This is a genomic window from Paucihalobacter ruber, assembly GCF_006494535.1.
Classification (GTDB): domain Bacteria; phylum Bacteroidota; class Bacteroidia; order Flavobacteriales; family Flavobacteriaceae; genus Paucihalobacter; species Paucihalobacter ruber.
In genome coordinates this window covers 280,607-301,539 of sequence record NZ_VHIQ01000003.1, presented here as the reverse complement: position 1 = coordinate 301,539, position 20,933 = coordinate 280,607, and the positions used below count along the sequence as shown (strand labels likewise).

21 protein-coding genes are annotated in these 20,933 nt (G+C 36.6%); 18 read left to right on the top strand and 3 right to left on the bottom strand.

All coding sequences use genetic code 11. The features are described from left to right. Positions 1 to 65: 65 nt before the first annotated feature. From FJ651_RS07625 to yaaA, 3 genes are all read left to right on the top strand, one after another. Positions 66 to 668, top strand: a complete 603-nt coding sequence (locus FJ651_RS07625) for a PASTA domain-containing protein (RefSeq protein WP_140989916.1) — start codon at positions 66 to 68, stop codon at positions 666 to 668. Between the two features lie 11 nt (positions 669 to 679). Then, positions 680 to 1,723, top strand: a complete 1,044-nt coding sequence (locus FJ651_RS07620; protein ID WP_140989915.1) for an RluA family pseudouridine synthase — start codon at positions 680 to 682, stop codon at positions 1,721 to 1,723. Between the two features lie 93 nt (positions 1,724 to 1,816). Beyond that, the gene (gene yaaA, locus FJ651_RS07615) at positions 1,817 to 2,575 is read left to right on the top strand and encodes a peroxide stress protein YaaA (protein WP_140989914.1); all 759 of its coding nucleotides are present in this window, start codon (positions 1,817 to 1,819) and stop codon (positions 2,573 to 2,575) included. Between the two features lie 55 nt (positions 2,576 to 2,630). Here the strand turns inward: yaaA and FJ651_RS15845 are convergent, their stop codons facing one another. Then, positions 2,631 to 2,855: a 30S ribosomal protein THX gene (locus FJ651_RS15845; RefSeq protein ID WP_140989913.1), complete on the bottom strand. Its 225-nt coding sequence runs from the start codon at positions 2,853 to 2,855 to the stop codon at positions 2,631 to 2,633. A 249-nt stretch (positions 2,856 to 3,104) separates the two neighbouring features. Between FJ651_RS15845 and FJ651_RS07605 the strand changes: the two genes are divergently transcribed. Next, positions 3,105 to 4,643 (top strand): SulP family inorganic anion transporter, encoded by a 1,539-nt coding sequence (locus FJ651_RS07605; RefSeq protein WP_140989912.1) that lies wholly within the window; start codon positions 3,105 to 3,107, stop codon positions 4,641 to 4,643. Positions 4,644 to 4,753: 110 nt separating this feature from the next. Here the strand turns inward: FJ651_RS07605 and htpG are convergent, their stop codons facing one another. Further along, a complete protein-coding gene (gene htpG / locus FJ651_RS07600) occupies positions 4,754 to 6,637 on the bottom strand; it encodes a molecular chaperone HtpG (RefSeq protein WP_140989911.1) in 1,884 nt (627 codons plus the stop codon). Between the two features lie 205 nt (positions 6,638 to 6,842). On the opposite strand from htpG, the gene FJ651_RS07595 reads away from it, so the two are divergent. Both FJ651_RS07595 and FJ651_RS07590 read left to right on the top strand, forming a co-directional pair. Beyond that, a complete protein-coding gene (locus FJ651_RS07595) occupies positions 6,843 to 7,853 on the top strand; it encodes a 3-oxoacyl-ACP synthase III family protein (RefSeq protein WP_140989910.1) in 1,011 nt (336 codons plus the stop codon). 187 nt (positions 7,854 to 8,040) lie between these two features. Continuing rightward, positions 8,041 to 8,403: a CoA-binding protein gene (locus FJ651_RS07590; RefSeq protein WP_140989909.1), complete on the top strand. Its 363-nt coding sequence runs from the start codon at positions 8,041 to 8,043 to the stop codon at positions 8,401 to 8,403. Here FJ651_RS07590 and FJ651_RS07585 read toward each other — a convergent pair. Continuing rightward, positions 8,374 to 9,816 carry a sodium:solute symporter gene (locus tag FJ651_RS07585; protein WP_140989908.1) on the bottom strand — a complete coding sequence of 481 codons (1,443 nt, stop codon included), beginning with the start codon at positions 9,814 to 9,816 and terminating at the stop codon, positions 8,374 to 8,376. The genes FJ651_RS07590 and FJ651_RS07585 overlap by 30 nt on opposite strands. A gap of 135 nt (positions 9,817 to 9,951) precedes the next feature. Here FJ651_RS07585 and FJ651_RS07580 point away from each other — a divergent pair, with 135 nt between their 5' ends. From FJ651_RS07580 to ftsY, 12 genes are all read left to right on the top strand, one after another. Then, entirely contained in the window at positions 9,952 to 12,459 is a 2,508-nt protein-coding gene (locus FJ651_RS07580; protein WP_140989907.1) for a T9SS type A sorting domain-containing protein, read from the top strand. Positions 12,460 to 12,548: 89 nt separating this feature from the next. After that, positions 12,549 to 13,166 carry a recombination mediator RecR gene (gene recR / locus FJ651_RS07575; protein ID WP_140989906.1) on the top strand — a complete coding sequence of 206 codons (618 nt, stop codon included), beginning with the start codon at positions 12,549 to 12,551 and terminating at the stop codon, positions 13,164 to 13,166. Positions 13,167 to 13,170: 4 nt separating this feature from the next. Continuing rightward, the gene (locus FJ651_RS07570) at positions 13,171 to 14,274 is read left to right on the top strand and encodes a glycosyltransferase family 2 protein (protein ID WP_140989905.1); all 1,104 of its coding nucleotides are present in this window, start codon (positions 13,171 to 13,173) and stop codon (positions 14,272 to 14,274) included. A gap of 81 nt (positions 14,275 to 14,355) precedes the next feature. Then, positions 14,356 to 15,744, top strand: a complete 1,389-nt coding sequence (locus FJ651_RS07565; protein WP_140989904.1) for a dihydrolipoamide acetyltransferase family protein — start codon at positions 14,356 to 14,358, stop codon at positions 15,742 to 15,744. A 69-nt stretch (positions 15,745 to 15,813) separates the two neighbouring features. Next, entirely contained in the window at positions 15,814 to 16,590 is a 777-nt protein-coding gene (locus FJ651_RS07560; RefSeq protein ID WP_140989903.1) for a 3'-5' exonuclease, read from the top strand. Between the two features lie 283 nt (positions 16,591 to 16,873). Next, positions 16,874 to 17,485, top strand: coding sequence for a fumarylacetoacetate hydrolase family protein (locus FJ651_RS07555; protein ID WP_140989902.1), 612 nt, complete (start codon positions 16,874 to 16,876; stop codon positions 17,483 to 17,485). Continuing rightward, positions 17,486 to 17,827: an Hpt domain-containing protein gene (locus FJ651_RS07550; protein ID WP_140989901.1), complete on the top strand. Its 342-nt coding sequence runs from the start codon at positions 17,486 to 17,488 to the stop codon at positions 17,825 to 17,827. Continuing rightward, the gene (locus FJ651_RS07545) at positions 17,827 to 19,074 is read left to right on the top strand and encodes a competence/damage-inducible protein A (RefSeq protein WP_140989900.1); all 1,248 of its coding nucleotides are present in this window, start codon (positions 17,827 to 17,829) and stop codon (positions 19,072 to 19,074) included. Before FJ651_RS07550 ends, FJ651_RS07545 begins: the two co-directional genes overlap by 1 nt. A 79-nt stretch (positions 19,075 to 19,153) precedes the next feature. Beyond that, positions 19,154 to 19,390 (top strand): 50S ribosomal protein L28, encoded by a 237-nt coding sequence (gene rpmB / locus FJ651_RS07540; protein ID WP_140989899.1) that lies wholly within the window; start codon positions 19,154 to 19,156, stop codon positions 19,388 to 19,390. A gap of 27 nt (positions 19,391 to 19,417) precedes the next feature. After that, positions 19,418 to 19,606 (top strand): 50S ribosomal protein L33, encoded by a 189-nt coding sequence (gene rpmG / locus FJ651_RS07535; protein ID WP_140989898.1) that lies wholly within the window; start codon positions 19,418 to 19,420, stop codon positions 19,604 to 19,606. 51 nt (positions 19,607 to 19,657) lie between these two features. Continuing rightward, on the top strand, positions 19,658 to 19,810 hold the full coding sequence (locus tag FJ651_RS07530) for a DUF4295 domain-containing protein (RefSeq protein WP_140989897.1): 153 nt from the start codon (positions 19,658 to 19,660) through the stop codon (positions 19,808 to 19,810). Positions 19,811 to 19,973: 163 nt separating this feature from the next. Continuing rightward, entirely contained in the window at positions 19,974 to 20,927 is a 954-nt protein-coding gene (gene ftsY / locus FJ651_RS07525; RefSeq protein ID WP_140989896.1) for a signal recognition particle-docking protein FtsY, read from the top strand. The last annotated feature ends 6 nt before the right edge of the window (positions 20,928 to 20,933 follow it).

The window sequence follows — 20,933 nt, the reverse complement described above, 5'->3', positions numbered from 1 at the left end:
TTTTTTAAATGCTATTGTTTATATTTACCACCGTATTTTAATTATAGATGTTTTATTGCTAAATCATGAGTTTTTTCAAGTTTTTAACCAGTAAAGTTTTTTTGAAACAAATAGCCTTGGCTTTGGTAATAGTAGTGGTTTTGGCATATGTAATTTTACAGTGGTTAAAAGTTACTACTAACCATGGCGAATATATTACAGTACCTGATTTATCCGGTTTGTCATTAGAAACAGCTCAAATTCAACTTAAAGATTTGAATCTAAAATTAGAGGTTCAGGATTCTGCCAATTACAACCCAAATTATCCGAAATACGCTGTAATAGAGCAGTATCCTTTGGTAGGTTCATCGGTAAAAAGGGATCGTAAAATTTATTTGATTTTGAATCCCAGCGATTATAGAAAAGTTCTAGTACCTAATGTCATCAGGCGAACTTACAGACAGGCGAAGCCAACTTTGGAGTCGCTTGGTTTTGAGATAGGTAAAATTATTTATGAAGACGATTTGGGTAAAGATGAAGTTTTAGAAATTTCGTATAAAGGCGACAAGCTCAGTGCAGGCGATTTATTGCCACTTACTTCAAAAATAGACATTGTATTGGGCAACGGAACCCGAAAAGGCAGCGATTCGCAATCTCAAAATTCACAGTTAGCCGAAGATAACCAGTAAGGTTGGTAGTTATGTTAGAAGAACAATTTTCACCCGAAGCTCAAGACGATGATGAGTTGTATGAGCATTATACCTTTTTGGTTGAAAAAGGTCAAAATCCGTTACGAATAGATAAATATTTAATGAATTTTGTTGAAAACGCTACGCGTAATAAAATTCAAAGTGCTGCCAAGGAAGGGTGTATCTATGTAAATGGTACAGCGGTAAAATCTAATTATAAAGTAAAGCCCAACGACCATATTAGGGTGATGTTTCAGCATCCGCCTTATGAGTATTTGCTAACTCCCGAAAATATTCCCTTAGATATTGTTTTTGAAGATGAAGAATTGCTTGTTGTTAATAAACCCGCTGGTATGGTGGTACATCCGGGACATGGTAATTATTCGGGTACCTTAATTAATGCACTGGTATATCATTTTGAAAATCTACCCAATAATTCAAGTAACCGTCCGGGTTTGGTGCATAGAATAGATAAAGACACCAGTGGTTTGCTAGTGGTAGCCAAAACCGAAAGTACCATGGCGCATTTGGCTAAGCAGTTTTTTGATAAAAGTAGTGAACGCGAATACATCGCCTTGGTTTGGGGAAATGTTGAAGATGATGCTGGAACCATAGAAGGCCATATTGGTCGACATCCTAAAAACCGACTTCAAAATACAGTATATGAGGGTGATGATGCCGATAAAGGTAAACCCGCCATTACACATTACAAAGTATTAGAGCGCTTTGGCTATACCACTTTAGTAGCTTGTAAATTAGAAACAGGACGTACCCATCAAATACGTGTACATTTAAAACACATTGGTCATACCTTATTTAACGACGCGCGTTACGGTGGCGATGCTATTTTAAAAGGAACCACCTTTACCAAATACAAACAATTTGTAGATAATTGTTTTAAAATATTACCAAGGCAGGCATTACATGCTAAGACGCTAGGGTTTAAACATCCGGTAAGCGGCAAAATGATGTCTTTTGAATGCGAGGTGCCGCAGGATATGCAAGAGTGTATCACCAAATGGCGAGATTATGCCAAACATCAGGATTTGATATAACTATCATCTATTTCACTATTGAATTTTACTTCTGTTTCAACTTGATAATAGCTGAGGTAAATTGTAACTTTATACCTTATAAAAATTAATATAATGAAATTAGTTTTATCACCGGCAAAATCTCTTGATTTTGATACAGAATTACCTGTAGAGAAACAATCTGAAGCTGTATTTCTAGATGAAGCAGCTCAAATTAATAAGCTTCTTAAAAAACAATCGGTTAAAAAGTTAGGTGAACTCATGAGCATTTCACCCGATTTGAGTGAGTTGAATTATCAACGCAATCAGGACTGGCAATTGCCTTTTAAGGCAACCAATTCAAGGCCGGCGGTGTATGCCTTTAATGGTGATGTTTACAGAGGTTTGGATGCATATTCTATTGATAATGATAAAATCGATACCCTTCAAAATAAGGTAAGAATTTTATCAGGATTGTACGGTATTTTAAAACCATTAGACCTAATTATGCCGTACAGATTGGAAATGGGTACTAAATTTCCCATTGGAAAGAGTAAAGATTTATATCAGTTTTGGAAATCTAAGGTCACTACTTTTTTAAATAACGAAATGACCGAAGGCGAAGTGTTGCTTAACCTTGCCAGTAACGAATATTTTAAAGCAGTTGACAAAAAACAACTCAAAGCTAATGTGGTTGATGTAGATTTTAAAGAATTTAAAAATGGTACTTATAAAACCATTAGTTTTTTTGCTAAATATGCCAGAGGATTAATGGCAAGATATGTAGTTGAGCATCAAATTGAAAATGTAGAAGATTTAAAGGCTTTTGATTTAGATAACTACAATTTCGATGCTAATTTATCAACTACTAATAAATTAGTATTTACACGATAAAAAAATAGGCGATTCCAGTTAGTGAAATCGCCCAAAATAATTAGTTTAAATTAAATTATTTCACTGCCTCAGCTTTTTTTGTTGAGGCTTTTTTGGTGCTTGTCTTTTTTGCGGCAGGTTTTTTAACAGTCTTTTCAGCAGCCTCGGCAACTACCTTCACCTGAGTTTCTTTTTTAGGCTTTGAAACCAACTTTGGCAGTGCTTTCTTTTTCGGTCTTAAAACACCATAACTACCCGAAATGATTTTACCTCTTTTTGTTTTTTTATCTCCTTTACCCATATTCTTTTCTTTTAAAATTAAACATGGCTGAAGTTACAAAATATCGCGAGATATATCAAGCTTTGTATTTATTGGTTTCCATTTGATGTGAAAAGAATTTGCGTTTTGTCGAAAATGCTGACTAATTTAAAGTTTGTTACTCAATGCTTTTCGTGATTAAATACACTATTTGTCTTTGTAAGCCCATATAATGTTCTAATTTTGCCGACTTGATTTTTAACCATAAAAAGTTTAAAAAACGGGAAGATTATGAAGTTTAAAAAACACCTGAATTTATTTGATTTATCGCAAAAAGTAAATTATAAAACCGAAATACTGGCAGGTTTAACAGTAGCATTGGCTTTAGTACCAGAAGCTGTGGCTTTTGCGCTTATCGCAGGTTTGTCGCCATTAACCGGGTTGTATGCAGCATTTGTAATGGGATTGGTAACCGCAGTTTTTGGTGGCCGCCCGGGGATGATTTCAGGAGCTACCGGAGCTGTTGCCGTAGTACTCGTTAGTCTGGTAATCTCGCACGGTGTTGAATATATTTTTGCAACCGTTATTTTAGCAGGAATATTTCAGGTTTTGGCCGGAGTTTTTAAATTGGGTAAACTGATAAGATTAGTGCCGCATCCCGTAATTTTTGGATTTGTTAACGGACTGGCCATCATCATTTTCATGTCTCAATTAGATCAATTTAAAGACAGCTCGGGTAATTGGTTAACAGGTCAAACTTTATACATTTTATTGGGATTGGTATTGCTTACCATGTTAATTATTGCCGGGTTACCAAAATTAACCAAAGTTGTACCGGCATCATTAACGGCTATCTTAGTTGTTTTTGGTTTGGTAGCTTTTTTAGGGATAGATACTAAAACAGTGGGTGATATTGCCTCTATAAAAGGAAGTTTTCCGCCGTTTCACATCCCTCAAGTGCCGCTTAATTTTGAAATGCTAAGCATCATTTTCCCCTATGCTGCAATTGTAGCAGGCGTTGGTTTAATTGAAAGTTTATTAACCTTAAACATCATAGATGAAATTACCGAAACACGCGGTCGTAGCAATAAAGAAGCTATTGCACAAGGCGCAGCAAATATGTTATCTGGTTTATTTTCCGGTATGGGTGGCTGTGCCATGCTAGGACAAAGTTTGATAAATGTGTCTTCGGGTTCAAGAGCAAGATTGTCGGGTATTGTTGCTGCGGTGGCTTTACTTATGTTTGTAATGTTTGGCTCAGGATTAATTGAGTTGGTACCTATGGCAGCGCTTACCGGACTCATGATTATGGTTGCAATTGGTACCTTTGAATGGGCAAGTGTAAAAACCTTGAATAAAATGCCAAAGTCTGATATTATTGTCATGGTCTTGGTAACTTTGGTAACCGCAGTATTGCATAATTTGGCTTTAGCTGTTGTTATAGGTGTTATTATCTCTGCTTTGGTTTTTGCATGGGACAACGCCAAGCGAATTCGTGCCAGAAAATATGTGGATGATAATGGTATAAAGCATTACGAAATTTACGGTCCGTTGTTTTTCGGGTCTGTAGCTGCTTTTAGTGAAAAGTTTGATGTACTTAACGACCCGGATGAGGTAATTATCGACTTTTACGAAAGTAGAGTAGTAGACATGTCGGCTATTGAAGCGCTTAATAAAATTACCGAACGTTATCAAAAAGTAGGTAAGGTTTTACATTTAAAACATTTAAGTCCCGATTGCAGGCAATTACTTCAAAACGCTGATTCAATTATTGATGTCAATGTTTTAGAAGATCCTACTTATAAGGTGCTAGCCGACGATCTTTCTTAGCTGGTATTGCTCTAAAAACTAATAAATTATTAAGGTGAATCTGCTATAGAGCATAAAAAAAGCCAATCAGTAAGTTACTAATTGGCTTTTTTGAAATTGCTGTTATATTGCTATTTAATCATCTCATAACTGCGTTTGATAAATTCAGAAAGTTCCTTTCCCTTTAATAAACCTTGCGACAACCTGGCCAAATCTAAACTTTGGCTAATTAATCGCTCTTGTTTTTTTCTGGTTTTAGTGTTGATAATTTCAGAAACTAAATCAGAGTTGGTATTGACTACCAAATTGTATATTTCGGGCATGTTACCCATACCAAACATACCGCCGCCGGTTTGTTGCATTTCTTTCATTCGGCGCATAAACTCGGGTTGTGTAATAATAAATGGCGCATCGTCACTATTCATGGTTTCTAATTGTACCATAAATTTTTCTGAAGGAATTACTTCTTTCAATAAGTCTTCTAAGCTAATTTTTTCCTCTTCGGTTAATTTAGAAACTTTAGCCTCGTCTTTGTCAATAAGCTTGTCTATATGATCTGCGTCAACGCGGGCAAAACTCACCTTTTCTTTAGTGGTTTCCAGTTTTTGCATTAAATGACTCACAATTGGCGAATCCATTAACAACACTTCATAGCCTTTAGCTTTGGCAGCTTCAATATAGCTGTGTTGCGCCTCTTTATCTGAGGTGTAAAGAATAACTAGCTTATCGTCCTTATCGGTTTGCTTGGCTTTTATTTTATTATACAATTCGTCATATGTAAAATAAGCGTCGTCTACTGTTGGATACAATGCAAAGGCTTCGGCTTTTTCAAAAAACTTCTCGTCAGATAGCATACCATACTCAATCACCACTTTAATGTCGTTCCATTTCTTTTCGAAATCTTCACGATTATCGCTAAATAAAGATTTCAGCTTATCGGCTACCTTTCGGGTAATGTAAGATGAAATTTTCTTTACATTACTATCTGCTTGTAAATACGAACGCGAGACGTTTAACGGAATGTCTGGTGAATCTATCACACCACGTAACATGGTTAAAAACTCAGGAACGATGCCTTCAACATTATCGGTTACAAAAACTTGGTTTTGATATAATTGAATTCTGTCCTTTTGAAGGTTTAAATCGTTTGAGAGCTTAGGGAAATATAGAATTCCCGTTAAGTTAAACGGATAATCTACATTGAGGTGAATATTAAATAATGGATCTTCAAACTGCATGGGGTACAACTCCCGGTAGAAAGATTTGTAATCTTCATCTTTTAAATCGGTAGGTTGTTTTGTCCATGCCGGGTTGGTATTATTAATAATGTTGTCTACAGTAACTTTTTCAGGTTTGGCATCTTTATCGGCACCTTCGGGTAATGGCAAGGTTTCTTCTTTAGTGCCAAACTTAATTGGAATAGGCATGAACTTATTATACTTTAACAACAAAGTTTTAATGCGAGATTCATCTAAAAATTCGGTTGAATCTTCGGCAATATGAAGGATGATTTCGGTACCCCTGTTTGTTTTGTCGGCTTCTTCAATGGTGAAATTTGGAGAACCATCGCAAGTCCAGTGTGCTGCCGGTTCATCTTTATAAGATTTGGTAATGATTTCTACTTTTTCAGCTACCATAAAGGCAGAATAGAAACCCAAACCAAAATGACCGATAATGCCCGAGTCGCTAATTTTGTCTTTGTATTTTTCTACAAATTCTTCGGCACCGGAAAAAGCCACTTCGTTAATGTACTTTTGAACTTCTTCGGCTGTCATACCTAAACCTTGGTCAATCACATGAATTTTTTTGTTGTCTTTGTCAACTTTAACTTCAATAATTGGACTTCCGTATTCTACCTTGGCTTCTCCAATACTGGTAAGGTGTTTGAGTTTAAGTGTTGCATCGGTAGCGTTACTTACCAATTCTCTTAAAAATATTTCGTGATCGCTGTAGAGGAATTTTTTTATCAGCGGAAAAATATTTTCAACCGATACGTTAATGGTTCCTTTTGTCATAATGTTTCAATTTATAAAAATTAGTTATGTGTATTTAACGAACTGTTTGAAATCAAAAAAAGTACCATCATTTTGATTGTGACAAACTGGCATTTTTTATGTCAGATAACGAATTGAGTTACTATGCATGCATAACGAATGATTTAAATATGCCAATATTATATGTAGGCAAATAGCTAAATTGCAAGACTAAATCAAAAATTACATGTACAATTCTAGAATAAGTGGATTGGGTTATTATGTTCCTGATAACGTGGTAACTAATGACGAATTATCCAAAATGATGGATACCAGCGACGAATGGATACAAGAGCGCACGGGCATTAAAGAGCGTCGTTGGATTTCAGAAAATTCAACCGATACAACGGCGTCAATGGGTGTAAAAGCAGCAAAAATTGCCATTGAACGCGCCGGAATTACGAAAGACGACATAGATTTTATAGTATTTGCCACCTTAAGCCCCGATTATTATTTTCCGGGGCCGGGCGTGCAAGTACAACATGCCTTAGATATAAAAACTGTTGGTGCTATTGATATTAGAAATCAATGCTCAGGTTTTGTTTACGGTTTATCCGTAGCCGACAATTTCATCAAAACAGGTATGTATAAAAATGTTTTGGTGATTGGGAGTGAATTGCATTCTCGTGGTTTAGATAAAACTACTCGAGGTAGAGGCGTTTCGGTTATTTTTGGCGATGGCGCCGGAGCGGCAGTTTTAACTCGTGAAGAAAATCCTAAAAAGGGTATTTTATCAACCCATTTACATTCTCAGGGAGAACACGCCGAAGAATTGGTAGTAACAGCACCCGGAATGGGCTTGCGTTGGGTGACCGATATTTTAAAAGACAACAATCCTGACGACGAAAGCTATTTTCCGTATATGAATGGCCAATTTGTATTTAAAAATGCCGTGGTAAGATTTAGTGAAGTGATTATGGAAGGTTTGCAAAAAAATAATTTTGGACCACAAGATATTGATATGTTGATTCCACATCAGGCTAATCTTAGAATATCTCAGTTTGTACAGAAGAAATTCGGATTATCGGACGATCAGGTGTATAATAACATCACCAAATACGGTAATACAACAGCAGCATCCATACCAATCGCTTTAACAGAAGCGTGGGAAAATGGCAAGATAAAAGAAGGAGATACCGTAGTCCTGGCGGCCTTTGGCAGTGGTTTTACCTGGGGAAGCGTTATTATAAAATGGTAACAAAAAAGCCGAAGTTTACAAAACTTCGGCTTTTCAGCTATTAACCAACTTAAACTAACACTAAACTATTAAACATTTTGTTTAAAGTTTAACTATTTAAACTTACTTAATATAAAGACGTAATATTTGTTCTTTTATTACATAGCATTTGAAATTTAACTAGTAATTAACAAAAACCAATCTTTTCATGTCAACTTACACTTTAGTAATGGGTGCTTCAACCAATCCGGCGCGATATGCTTATATGGCTATTGAACGTTTGGTTCAAAATGATATATCTGTTAAGGCGTTTGGGTTGAAGAAAGGAACAGTTGGCAATGTTGCCATCGATAATGAGCTTGTAGATTATCCCGATATCGACACAGTTACGTTATATTTAGGTCCTTCTAATCAACCAGAATATTACAACTACATCATCAATTTAAAACCAAGGCGCGTTATTTTTAATCCAGGTACCGAAAATCCGGAATTTTATAATTTATTAAAAGCTTCGGGTATTGAAGTTGAAGTGGCTTGTACTTTAGTGTTGCTTGGAACTAATCAGTATTAAACCCAAAAAGGTTAAAAAACCATTCAGAATTAAAATAAAAAACCCAAATTCAAAGCCCAGCCATTTGGTGCTGTTTACACTAATAATATAAGATAAAATTGGAGAGAGTATGGCAATTAGTGGTACCAATTTATCTCTCACTTGCCACTTGGTGAACAAACCAAAAGCATACAATCCAAGTAAAGGTCCGTAAGTGTATCCGGCAAAAACAAATAATTTGGCTATCACACTTTCGTTTTTAATGACATATTTAAAAATGATGATCACCGCAATTAGCAAAAGTGAAATTAATATATGAATTCTCTTTCTTATGCGGACTTGTTTAGGGACATCATATTTTTTCTCTATGTCTAAAATGTCAATACTAAAGGAAGTTGTAAGAGAAGTTAATGCACTATCGGCACTGCTGTAAGCTGCGGCAATTAAACCAATTAAAAAGAACACAAAAACGCCCACACCCAGATTGTTTTTTGCTAATAAAGGGAATAAATCATCCTTATGAGCATCAATCCCGTTTTGTTGTGCATATACGGTAAGTAACAAACCAAGACTTAGAAAAATAAAATTCACCACGGTAAGCACAATAGTAAACCAAAACATGTTTTTTTGGGCGTCTTTTAAACTACGACAGGTGAGGTTTTTTTGCATCATGTCTTGATCTAAACCTGTCATCACAATAGCAATAAATGCACCCGAGATAAATTGCTTCCAAAAATATTCAGCCGATTTAACATCTTCAAAGAAAAAGGTTTTTGAAAGATCATTCTCTAAAACAAAGCCCAGTAGCTCATTGCCTTTTATACCTAAATCTTCACTAACATAATAAATAGCCACACCTACTGAAATCAACATAAATAAGGTTTGGAAGGTGTCGGTCCAAACAATGGTTTTAATGCCTGATTTAAAAGTGTACAGCCATATAAGGGCAACTGTTATGGTTACGGTTTGCCAAAAAGCGATACCCAGTTCATCAAACAAAATTACTTGTAAAACACTAGCTACCAAATACAGTCTGAAACTGGCGCCAACCACCCGTGAAATTAAAAAAAATGAGGCTCCTGTCTTGTAGGAATAATTGCCAAATCTACCTTCGAGGTAAGTATAAATAGAAGTTAGATTGAGCTTGTAGTACAAGGGTAGTAAAACTGTACCAATAACCAAATACCCTAAAATATACCCTAAAACTACTTGCATGTAGCTAAATTGAGAAGCTTCAACCCATCCGGGAACAGAAATAAACGTAACACCCGATAGCGAGGCGCCAATCATGCCGAATGCAACTACATACCATGGAGATTGTCGGTTAGCCTTGAAAAAAGCATCATTCCCTTCGGTCTTTCCGGTAAGAAAAGAAATAACGATGAGCAGTGCAAAATAGGATAAAATTAGGGCGATGATAAAAATGGGCGACATAATTTATATGTTATGAGCTAAATACAAGAAATTTCTATTATTTTTGAAAAAAAATCAACGCAATAATAGTCAAAATCTCATAAATGCTTACCCGATGGGCATTTTTTGTGATAAAACTTTTGTTAAACAAAAAATATGAAAAAGATTTATTTACTAATTTTTGCATTCACGTCTTTTATTTTATCGTGGTCGCAAAGCTATCAGGAAATGATTGCCGATGGCACCTACACTGTTCAAGAAATTAAAGAAGCTGCTAATAATTACTTTGCCGAAAAAGGTTACGGTCGCGGTACAGGTTTCAAAGCCTACAAACGATGGGAATATTTGGCTGAACGTATGATGGATGAATCAGGCTATTTGAAAGATCCTGAATTTTATGTGAATGAAATGGAATCTTATAATAGCTACATCAATAATACCTATGGTTTTGCTGCACGAAGTACCACCGGCACATGGAAAGATTTAGGTCCAACCTATTGGAATCAAACCAGTGGATGGAATCCGGGTGTTGGAAGAATTACTGCAATGGCAATTGATCCCTCAAATACCAATCACATTATTGCCGGAGCCGAAACCGGCGGTGTTTGGAAAACGCTTGACGGCGGTGTGAGTTGGACGGTCTTAACCGATAGTTTTTCAACGCTTTTTGTTTATGCACTCACAATGGAACCTGGAAACTCAAATGTATATTATTGGGGAACAACTAGCGGAATTATATACAAATCCACAGATGCCGGTGCTACTTGGAATTTTCTGGCCGATACCGGGAATGGCACCGTTAATAAAATTTTGATAGACCCAAACAACACCAGTAAAATGTATTGTTCGGTGCAAAATGGTGGTATCTACAAATCCACTAATGGCGGTGTTAACTGGACTAGAATTACGGCAAATGCAACTACCGGTTTTGATGTAGAATTTAAACCGGATGATACTAGTGTGATTTATGCGTCTGGTAGTAATTTTTATCGATCAGATGATGGTGGTAATACATTTTTGCAATCGCCAATAATAACATCAGTGGGACCAAAAATGATAGGTGTTTCGGCTAACAATCCTGACGTGGTTTACGTTGTTGAAGCTCAAAACGGCTTATTTAGCGCCTTGTATAAATCCACCACTCAAGGTCTGCTATTTACTCAACTCAATCACGACAACAAAAATTATTTTGGTTATAGTTCGGCAGCCGACGATGATTTAGGTCAGGCGCCGCGAGATATGGATATTGTAGTGAATCCCAATAATGTTAATGAGGTTCATATTGCCGGAATAAATACCTGGCGTTCTGTTGATGGTGGTGTTAACTTTGGGATTACTTCGCAATGGGTTCCTCAAAATGCCAATGCCGCAGGGATAGGCTATTGTCATGCCGATGTTGACATTATGGATTACGTAAACGGAAAATTATACGTTGGCACCGATGGTGGAATTTTTGTGGCAGATAATCCACAAATGGTAACATCAGATTATTATACCGATTTAACCACCGGTATGGGTATTAGACAATTTTATAAAATAGGTGTGAGCCAAACGTCTCCGGTTGTAATTACCGGTGGATCTCAAGATAATGGTTCATCGGTTTTTGATACTTCCGGTAACTGGTCCGATTGGCTTGGCGCTGATGGTATGGAAGGATTTATTGATAAAGACGATCCAACAGTGCTTTACGGTACATCGCAATTTGGGGTGCTATACAAAGGCACTAATACCGGTAACAATGTAGTAAATGTTCCCAGACCCGTTGGTAAAGGAGGTAATGCTGACTGGAATTGGGTGACCCCATTTGAACAAGATCCACAAGTTTCTGGAGTTATCTATGTGGCATATGATGAGCTCTTTCGTTCAGCAAACGATGGTACAACATGGGAATCTATTTCGCCAAATTATGGCACACCTATAGACCATCTTAAAATTGCACCCTCGAATAGCAATCACATATATATGGCTGTTAATAGTACTTTTCATGCGTCTATTAATGGTGGTGCCAATTGGTTTCAATCGCCTGCCACATTTAGCGGACTTATAAATGGTATTGCCGTGCATCCTACAAATCCTGAAAAAATAGCCATTGTAGTAAATGACAACCAAAAAGTGTATGTGAGTACCAATTCGGGGATTAGCTGGACACCAATGCGATTGGATTTGCCAAACCTAGCGCCACTTGATGTAGCTTGGGATAATAATGCGGAGCAAGGTTTATATGTGGCAATGAATCAAGGAATTTATTATAATGACAGCACTACCGGAAACAGTTGGTTGCCTTATAGAAATAATTTGCCAAATGTAATTGTGAACGAACTTGAAATTAATTTTACAGAAAATAAAATTTACGCAGGTACCTATGGACGTGGATTGTGGGTTTCTGATACCCGCAGTGCTAGCTTGAATGTAGATAAGGTTGTTTTTGAAAGCCTTCAAATGTATCCAAATGTTGCAAGCAATGAAGTTTTTATTGCCTGGAATCAATCTGAGAACATTGATATTAAAATATTTAACACCCAAGGGAAAGTTGTGTTTTTTGCTAAAAATGTAACGGCACTTCAGCCTTACAGGATTGATACCGCCGTTTTATCAGCCGGTATGTATTTTGTTCGCGTTAGCAATTCTCAAGGCGAAGTCACTAAAAAATTAATCAAACAATAAAATATTCACTGTTAAATTCACTGCCTTTCATTATTTGTGAGAGGCAGTTTTTTTATGTACGTTGCACAAAAATATAGTACTTTCGCACTATGGAATTTTCATCAAAACTTTTACAAACCGCTGTAGACGAAATGTCTCAACTGCCCGGCGTTGGCAAGCGCACGGCATTGAGATTTGTATTGCATTTACTCAGACAATCTGAAACCCAAACCCAGCAACTTACAACAGCATTAAATAAAGTTAGATCCGAGATCAAATTTTGTAAAAAATGTCACAACATTAGTGATGCCGAGATTTGTCATATCTGTAACAGCAATAAACGCGACCAAACTGTGATTTGTGTTGTTGAAGATATTAGAGATGTGCTTGCTATCGAAAACACTTCCTCATTTAACGGGTTATATCATGTTTTAGGAGGAAAAATTTCTCCTATGGATGGTGTTGGTCCCAATAACCTTCATATAGAAAGTTTGATTAATAGAGTAAAACAAGGCAATGTTGAAGAACTGATATTTGCCTTAAGTGCTACTATGGAAGGCGATACCACCAATTTTTATATCTATAAACAACTGGGTGATTTACCTGTTAAAACTTCAACAATAGCAAGAGGTATCGCCGTTGGAAACGAACTGGAATATGCCGATGAGGTAACCCTAAGCCGAAGCATCCAGAACAGAATTCCGTTTGAATCATCTTTGAAACTATAAACCGATGAAGCTGTCGGTAGTGATACTCAATTATAATGTTTCGGCATTTTTAGACCTTTGCCTTCAAAGTGTTGAAGCTGCAACTGCCAATATTGAGGCCGAAATTATTGTGGTGGATAATTATTCATCCGATGACAGCTGCCAAATGGTTCGTGATAAATATCCTGAGGTAAAACTTATCGAAAATAAAGAGAACTTTGGTTTTTCAAAAGGAAACAATATTGGCGTTGAAAACGCTAAAGGCGAATATGTGTGTATTTTGAATCCAGACACCATGGTCCCGGAAGATATATTTGAGCAACTTTTAAACTTTTCTAAAAATCAAGAAAACTTAGGTATTGTGGGCTGCAAGCTTATTGATGGTAGCGGTAATTTTTTACCTGAAAGTAAACGCCATATTCCAACACCTTGGGTGGCATTAAAAAAACTAATAGGCTGGTCTAAAAATTATTATGCCAACAACTTAAAACCCGACGACTGTGGTGAAGTTGATATTTTGGTTGGCGCTTTTATGTTGATGAAACGTAAGCATTATAAAGAACTTAAAGGCTTTGACGAAGATTTTTTTATGTATGGCGAAGATGTGGATTTGTCTTACAGGTCAAAGAAATTGGGTTATAAAAGCTGGTATGTAGGGAAGCTCTGTGTATTGCATTTTAAAGGTGAAAGCACCTTGAAAAATAAACTTTACAGAGAAAGGTTTTTTGGAGCAATGAAATTGTTTTACAAAAAACATTTCAAACAAAACCCTTTGATAAACCTTATGGCGAATGCGATTATTAATTTAGGAGCCATAATAAAAGTGCCCATTGCTAAAACTATTAATTGTCCGCAATCAATTCAATTATTTTCTGTTGCAAATCCCAAAAATACAACCTCTATATTATCAAAGTTTGAGATTATCACAAATACGTCGCATATCAAAAGTAATAAAACACTTATACTTGATGCTAATACTTTGACATACAAATCAATTATAAATTTAATGGGAACAAATTACATAAAAGAACACAGATGTTTTAAAATACTTCCTAAAAATGCTAACTTTATCGTTGGTAGTCATAGCGCGAGTTCCAGAGGTATTGTGACTAAATTAACAGATTTATAATTTGAATAAATCTCAGAAATATTGCTTAATTATCATTAATTTTGCAACCGAAAATATATAAACGCATTATTTGTTATTAATATGGCAAAATTTGAACTAAAGTTACCTAAAATGGGCGAAAGTGTTGCTGAGGCAACCATTACCTCATGGTTAAAAGAGGTTGGTGATACCATAGAAGCCGATGAGGCAGTCTTGGAAATAGCCACCGATAAGGTAGATAGCGAGGTGCCAAGCGAAGTTGAAGGTGTGCTTGTTGAAAAATTATTCAACGCAGACGATGTGGTACAGGTAGGTCAAACCATTGCCATTATTGAAACCAATGCTCAGGTTGACAAGACTGCGGCAGCAGCGCAACCCGAACCGACATCAGTCCCAACTCCTGAGGTAACGCCTCCTGCGGTACAAGAAGTAGCTAAAACTGTTGTGGCTGCTAAAGAAGCAGTGGCCGCACCAGCACCGGTAGCTTCTTCCGAAGATAGATTTTATTCACCTTTAGTTAGAAATATAGCCAAGCAAGAAGGCATTACACAAGCCGAATTGGATGCGCTCCCCGGTACAGGTATGGATGGTCGAGTAACTAAAAACGATGTTATGGCCTATATCGAAAACAGATCAGCACAACCTGCGGCTGTTAAAACAGAGCCGGTATCTCAGCCGGTGAAAGAGGTACAACCAGAGCAAGCAGCTTCGCCACAACCGGCGGCTACAGCAACGCCAAAGCCTGCTGCATCTCCAAAAGAAGTAATGGTACCTGTTAGTGGTGAAGACGAAATTATTGAAATGACCAGAATGGGTAAACTCATTGCCCACCACATGGTTGAAAGTAAGCACACATCCGCCCATGTGCAATCGTTTATCGAAGTTGATGTCACCAATATCTGGAACTGGAGAAATAAGGTTAAAAACAATTTCGAAAAACGTGAGGGCGAAAAATTAACCTTCACACCCATATTCATGGAAGCTGTGGCAAAGGCTATTAAAGACTTCCCTATGATTAACATTTCGGTGAGTGGCGATAAACTTATCAAGCGTAAACATATCAATTTAGGAATGGCAGCCGCTTTGCCGGATGGCAACTTAATTGTTCCTGTCATCAAAAATGCCGATCAGCTTAATTTATTAGGAATGACCAAAGCGGTTAACGACCTAGCCGAAAGAGCCAGAACTTCTAAATTAAAACCAGACGATACTCAGGGCGGAACATACACCGTTACCAATGTTGGAACTTTTGGTAGTGTTTTTGGCACACCAATTATCAATCAGCCACAAGTAGCCATTTTGGCTTTGGGCGCTATTCGAAAAGTGCCGGCGGTGATTGAATCACCTCAAGGCGATTTTATAGGCATTCGCTATAGAATGTTCTTGTCGCACTCCTACGATCACAGAGTAGTGAATGGTGCTTTGGGCGGCCAATTTGTGAAGCGTGTGGCCGAATATCTCGAGAATTTTGACGTTAACAGAGAAATATAAATAGAATCAACAAGATGAATGCCCTGCCATGTGTGGGGCTTTTTTATCTTTGTATTAGAAATCAATAAAATGACCTTAAACCTCACAAAACCAATTTGCTTTTTCGATCTCGAAACCACCGGTGTTAACATCACTACAGACAGGATTGTTGAAATTTCGATTTTAAAAGTACATCCCAACGGAAAGGAAGAAAGTCATACCTGGAGAGTGAATCCAACCATTCCCATTCCGGCTGAAGTCACATTGGTTCACGGAATTTCAGATGCTGATGTGGCCGATAAACCAACTTTTAAAGAATTGGCAAAAGAGGTGTACAACATTATTAAAGATGCCGATTTGGGCGGATTTAACTCCAACCGTTTTGATATTCCACTATTAGCCGAAGAACTGCTGCGTGCAGGTATTGATTTTGATATGAAAAATCGTGTTTCGGTTGATGTACAAACCATCTTTCATAAAATGGAACAACGCACCTTAAGCGCGGCCTATAAATTTTATTGCGATAAAAATTTAGACGATGCCCATAGTGCCGAAGCCGATACTCGAGCTACTTACGAGGTTTTATTAGCACAAATCGAGAAATACGAAGAGCTTCAAAACGACACCAAATTTTTAGCAGAATTCAGTTCCAGAAAACAGTTTGCCGATTTTGCCGGTTTTATCATTTACAACAAAGATGGTGAAGAGTGTTTCTCTTTCGGCAAACACAAAGGAAAAACTGTTAACGAAGTATTAGAGAAAGAACCCGGTTATTTTGGATGGTTGCTGGATGCCGATTTTCCGCTGTACACCAAAAAAGTACTGACAGCAATAAAGCTAAGGGCGTTTAATAACAAGTTAATTTGAGAAGATAGAAAAGAGAACAAAGAAAAGAGAAAAGATAGAGAATTTTAAATCGAGATGAGGGAATTATTGTTATTTGAATTGTCCCCTTGAGGGGACTTTAGGGGTGTAAATAATACTATAAATTTAAACATCTACTTTGATTCTAAAATTGAAAGTCAGAAATGAATGATAAAAAATGGGATCCATTAAATCAAGTTCAAATCCTTAGAACTTATAAATTAACTGAAGTTTGTGTTTTAAAACCAACAAGTTTCAATTATTATGAAAAACCTACTTTAAAACTATGAAATTAATCTGCATAGGCCGCAACTACACAGAACACATCGCCGAGTTGCAAAACGAAAAACCAACAGATCCGGTGGTGTTTTTAAAACCGGATACTTCAATTTTGCTTAAAAAACAACCCTTTTTTATTCCCGAATTTTCAAACGATGTACATCACGAAGTTGAAATTTTGGTTAAAATCCATAAAATAGGTAAGCACATCGATAAAAAATTTGCACATAAATATTACGACGAAATAGGTCTGGGTATCGACTTTACAGCAAGAGATGTGCAATCGGTATTAAAAGCCAAAGGTTTACCATGGGAAAAAGCCAAAGCTTTTGATGGTGCTGCCGTGGTTGGAAAATGGTTGCCAAAGTCAAATTTTGCCGATGTCAACAACATCAACTTCAGTCTGAAAAAGAATGAAGCGGTTGTTCAAAAGGGAAATACAACCTATATGTTGTGGAAAATTGATGAAATTATAGAATATGTATCAAAATATTTCACTTTAAAAATCGGAGATATTATCTTTACAGGCACGCCGGCAGGAGTTGGAAAGGTTTCGGCCAACGATGTGCTTCAAGGATTTATTGAAGAAACTGAAATGTTTTCTATAAAAGTTAAGTAAATGGAACAGAATTATAAATTATACCGAATTAAAGAAATGGCCGAGGGCGATGAAGATTTCATTATGGCTATAGCCGTAGCATTTCTGGAAGAAGTGCCTGAAGACGCCGAAAGACTCAAAAAAGCAGTAGCCGAAAAAGATTTCTACAACGCGTATCAAGCCGCTCACAAAATGAAACCAACCGTTGATTTGTTTGAATTGGGCGTGTTAGATAAATTAATTATCGTTCAAGATTGGGGTAAATTTGAACAAATCGATAAGGATGTTTCCGCCGAATTAGAAGTGGTTTTAAACGCTATTACCAACGCTTCCGAAGAAATTAAACAGGATTTTAATCTGTAATGCTAGCCGAAATTATAACTATTGGCGATGAGATTCTCATTGGGCAGATTATTGACACCAATTCAGCCTTCATAGCCAAAGAACTCAATAAAATTGGGGTTTCTGTTTATCAAATCACTTCGGTTCAGGACGATAAAACACAAATTTTAAAGGCCTTGGCCGAAGCCGAGTCTAACGCCAATATAATTATTATGACCGGCGGTTTGGGTCCAACCAAAGATGATATTACCAAATTAACGCTTTGTGAGTTTTTTGGTGACCATATGGTAACCAACAAAGAAGTGTTGGCTAATGTTGAAATGCTTTTCGAAAAATATATCAATACACCCATATCAGATTTAAACAGGAAACAGGCCTTAGTACCGTCAACTTGCACGGTTATGATGAATAAATACGGTACGGCTCCCGGAATGTGGTTTAAAAAAGGAGAGAAGGTTTTTATTTCTTTGCCGGGTGTACCTTATGAGATGAAAGCTTTAGTTACTAACGAAGTGTTACCAAATCTTAGAAAAACTTTTAAGTTTCCTTATATTCTGCACAAAACCTTACTCACTTACGGACTTGGAGAAAGCGCTATCGCCAATCGTATTGAAGCTTTTGAAGATAGTTTGCCTTCAAATTTTAAATTGGCCTATCTGCCAAATTTAGGAAAGGTTAGATTGAGACTATCGGCCAAAGGCATGGATAAAAAAGCTATCGAGGACCAAATGCAACGGCTAATCGAACTGCTCATTCCTCAAATAGAAGATATTTTTGTGGGTTTTGAAGGCGAAGAAACCATTGAAACCATCATTGGTGCGCAGTTAAAGGAGCGCCGGCAAACATTATCATTAGCCGAAAGCTTTACCGGTGGAAAAATCTCTGAATTCATCACAAAACACTCAGGTGCGTCTAAGTTTTATAAAGGTGGCATCAATTGTTACGCCACCGAAACTAAAATTAATATTTTAGGTGTTGATGAAACAATTATCAAAGCCTATGGCGTAGTTAGTAATGAGGTGGCCAAAGCCATGGCAATTGCAGCCAAACAATTATTTCAAACAGATTACGCTGCAGCAACTACAGGCAATGCCGGACCCGAAAAAGGAGATGAGCAAGCTGAGGTAGGTGAAGTTTGTATCGCGGTAGCAGGCCCAAGCCAAGTAATTGTTGAAAATTTCAACTTTGGAAATCATCGTGAAAAGGTGATAGATAAAGGTGTTAATAAGGCACTGGAAATGCTACTAAAAGAAATTTTAAAAAACTAACAACTTTAGTTTGTTGAATGAATTAGTTTTGCTAAATTTGCACCCTGTTTTAAAATAACATACCTAAAGTTAGAAAGAAATGTCTAAAGTTTGTGAACTTACCGGGAAAAAAGCAATGGTTGGAAACAATGTTTCTCACGCTATGAATAAAACCAAGCGTAGATTTGAGGCTAACCTATTTAAGAAGCGTTTCTACATTCCCGAAGAAGATAAGTGGGTTACTTTAAAAGTATCTACATCGGCATTAAAAACCATTAATAAAATCGGTATTTCAGCTGCTTTAAAAAAAGCTAGAACTAACGGTTTATTAAAATAATTTACAAAGCGCTAAAACACCGTCACAATGGCAAAGAAAAGTAAAGGAAATAGAATACAGGTGATATTAGAGTGCACAGAGCACAAAGAGTCTGGTCAACCGGGAACTTCAAGATATATCACTACAAAAAATAAAAAAAATACGCCAGAAAGAATGGAGATTAAAAAATTTAATCCAATTCTTAAGCGTATGACTGTTCACAAAGAAATTAAATAATTTAGAAGTTTTTACAATTTGTAAAAATTTCAAATTCAACACATTTGAATCATGGCAAAGAAAGCAGTAGCAACTTTACAAACAGGATCTAAAAGATTAACCAAAGCTATTAAAATGGTTAAGTCACCAAAAACCGGTGCTTATACATTTGTTGAGTCTGTTATGTCTCCGGAACTAGTTGACGATTTTTTAAAGAGTAACTAAGTTTTTATAATCCTAATATTAAAAGCTGTTTCGTTTTACGGAACAGCTTTTTTATTGCTTTTTATTTAGTATGTTAATGCTTAGTTTTAACTATTAAAAATACTAATTTTGTCTTCTTAAACTGAAGCGCACTAAATTGGCCTTTAGAATTAATTATTGCTATATGAGTTTCTTTAAAAAAATATTTTCTTCCGATAAAAAAGAACAGTTAGACCAAGGATTAGAGAAGTCGAAATCCTCCTTTTTCTCTAAGTTTAACAAAGCAATCGCGGGTAAATCTAAAGTTGATGACGATGTTCTCGATAACCTTGAAGAGGTGTTGGTTACAAGTGATGTAGGCGTAGAAACAACCTTAAAAGTAATTGAGCGTATCGAAGCTCGTGTAGCCCGAGATAAATATTTGGGTACGCAAGAACTCAATCAAATATTAAGAGAAGAAATTGCGGCTTTATTATCTGAAACCAATAGTGGTGATGCAACAGATTTTAGTATCAATAGCGTGCATAAACCTTATGTAATCATGGTGGTTGGTGTCAACGGTGTGGGTAAAACAACTACCATAGGAAAATTGGCTTATCAATTTAAAAAACAGGGCTACAGCGTTGTTCTTGGTGCAGCCGATACTTTTAGAGCTGCTGCTATTGACCAATTACAAATTTGGGCAGATAGAGTAGGTGTACCAATCGTTAAACAATATATGGGTAGTGATCCTGCTTCTGTGGCGTTTGATACGCTGCAAAGTGCCGTTAATCAAAATGCCGATGTTGTTATAATTGATACGGCAGGAAGACTTCATAACAAAGTTAACTTGATGAATGAGCTAACCAAAATTAAACGCGTGATGCAAAAAGTTGTCCCCGATGCACCACAAGAAGTATTATTAGTTTTAGATGGTTCTACCGGTCAAAATGCCTTTGAGCAAGCTAAACATTTTACCGCTGCTACCGAAGTCAATGCGCTTGCAGTCACAAAACTAGACGGCACCGCAAAAGGCGGTGTGGTTATTGGTATCTCAGACCAGTTTCAAATTCCTGTTAAGTATATTGGCGTAGGCGAAGGTATTGAGCAATTACAGGTATTTAATAAATTTGAATTTGTTGATTCATTTTTCAAATAATTATTA

Excerpts from the sequence above, each read along its gene's own strand:
- ftsY (WP_140989896.1), top strand. The coding sequence starts at position 19,974 with ATGAGTTTCTTTAAAAAAATATTTTCTTCCGATAAAAAAGAACAGTTA.
- FJ651_RS07555 (WP_140989902.1), top strand. The coding sequence starts at position 16,874 with ATGAAATTAATCTGCATAGGCCGCAACTACACAGAACACATCGCCGAG.
- yaaA (WP_140989914.1), top strand. The coding sequence starts at position 1,817 with ATGAAATTAGTTTTATCACCGGCAAAATCTCTTGATTTTGATACAGAA.
- rpmB (WP_140989899.1), top strand. The coding sequence starts at position 19,154 with ATGTCTAAAGTTTGTGAACTTACCGGGAAAAAAGCAATGGTTGGAAAC.
- FJ651_RS07620 (WP_140989915.1), top strand. The coding sequence starts at position 680 with ATGTTAGAAGAACAATTTTCACCCGAAGCTCAAGACGATGATGAGTTG.
- rpmG (WP_140989898.1), top strand. The coding sequence starts at position 19,418 with ATGGCAAAGAAAAGTAAAGGAAATAGAATACAGGTGATATTAGAGTGC.
- FJ651_RS07580 (WP_140989907.1), top strand. The coding sequence starts at position 9,952 with ATGAAAAAGATTTATTTACTAATTTTTGCATTCACGTCTTTTATTTTA.
- FJ651_RS07530 (WP_140989897.1), top strand. The coding sequence starts at position 19,658 with ATGGCAAAGAAAGCAGTAGCAACTTTACAAACAGGATCTAAAAGATTA.
- recR (WP_140989906.1), top strand. The coding sequence starts at position 12,549 with ATGGAATTTTCATCAAAACTTTTACAAACCGCTGTAGACGAAATGTCT.
- FJ651_RS07590 (WP_140989909.1), top strand. The coding sequence starts at position 8,041 with ATGTCAACTTACACTTTAGTAATGGGTGCTTCAACCAATCCGGCGCGA.
- htpG (WP_140989911.1), bottom strand. The coding sequence starts at position 6,637 with ATGACAAAAGGAACCATTAACGTATCGGTTGAAAATATTTTTCCGCTG.
- FJ651_RS07605 (WP_140989912.1), top strand. The coding sequence starts at position 3,105 with ATGAAGTTTAAAAAACACCTGAATTTATTTGATTTATCGCAAAAAGTA.
- FJ651_RS07560 (WP_140989903.1), top strand. The coding sequence starts at position 15,814 with ATGACCTTAAACCTCACAAAACCAATTTGCTTTTTCGATCTCGAAACC.
- FJ651_RS07625 (WP_140989916.1), top strand. The coding sequence starts at position 66 with ATGAGTTTTTTCAAGTTTTTAACCAGTAAAGTTTTTTTGAAACAAATA.
- FJ651_RS07550 (WP_140989901.1), top strand. The coding sequence starts at position 17,486 with ATGGAACAGAATTATAAATTATACCGAATTAAAGAAATGGCCGAGGGC.
- FJ651_RS07595 (WP_140989910.1), top strand. The coding sequence starts at position 6,843 with ATGTACAATTCTAGAATAAGTGGATTGGGTTATTATGTTCCTGATAAC.
- FJ651_RS07570 (WP_140989905.1), top strand. The coding sequence starts at position 13,171 with ATGAAGCTGTCGGTAGTGATACTCAATTATAATGTTTCGGCATTTTTA.
- FJ651_RS07565 (WP_140989904.1), top strand. The coding sequence starts at position 14,356 with ATGGCAAAATTTGAACTAAAGTTACCTAAAATGGGCGAAAGTGTTGCT.
- FJ651_RS07585 (WP_140989908.1), bottom strand. The coding sequence starts at position 9,816 with ATGTCGCCCATTTTTATCATCGCCCTAATTTTATCCTATTTTGCACTG.
- FJ651_RS07545 (WP_140989900.1), top strand. The coding sequence starts at position 17,827 with ATGCTAGCCGAAATTATAACTATTGGCGATGAGATTCTCATTGGGCAG.
- FJ651_RS15845 (WP_140989913.1), bottom strand. The coding sequence starts at position 2,855 with ATGGGTAAAGGAGATAAAAAAACAAAAAGAGGTAAAATCATTTCGGGT.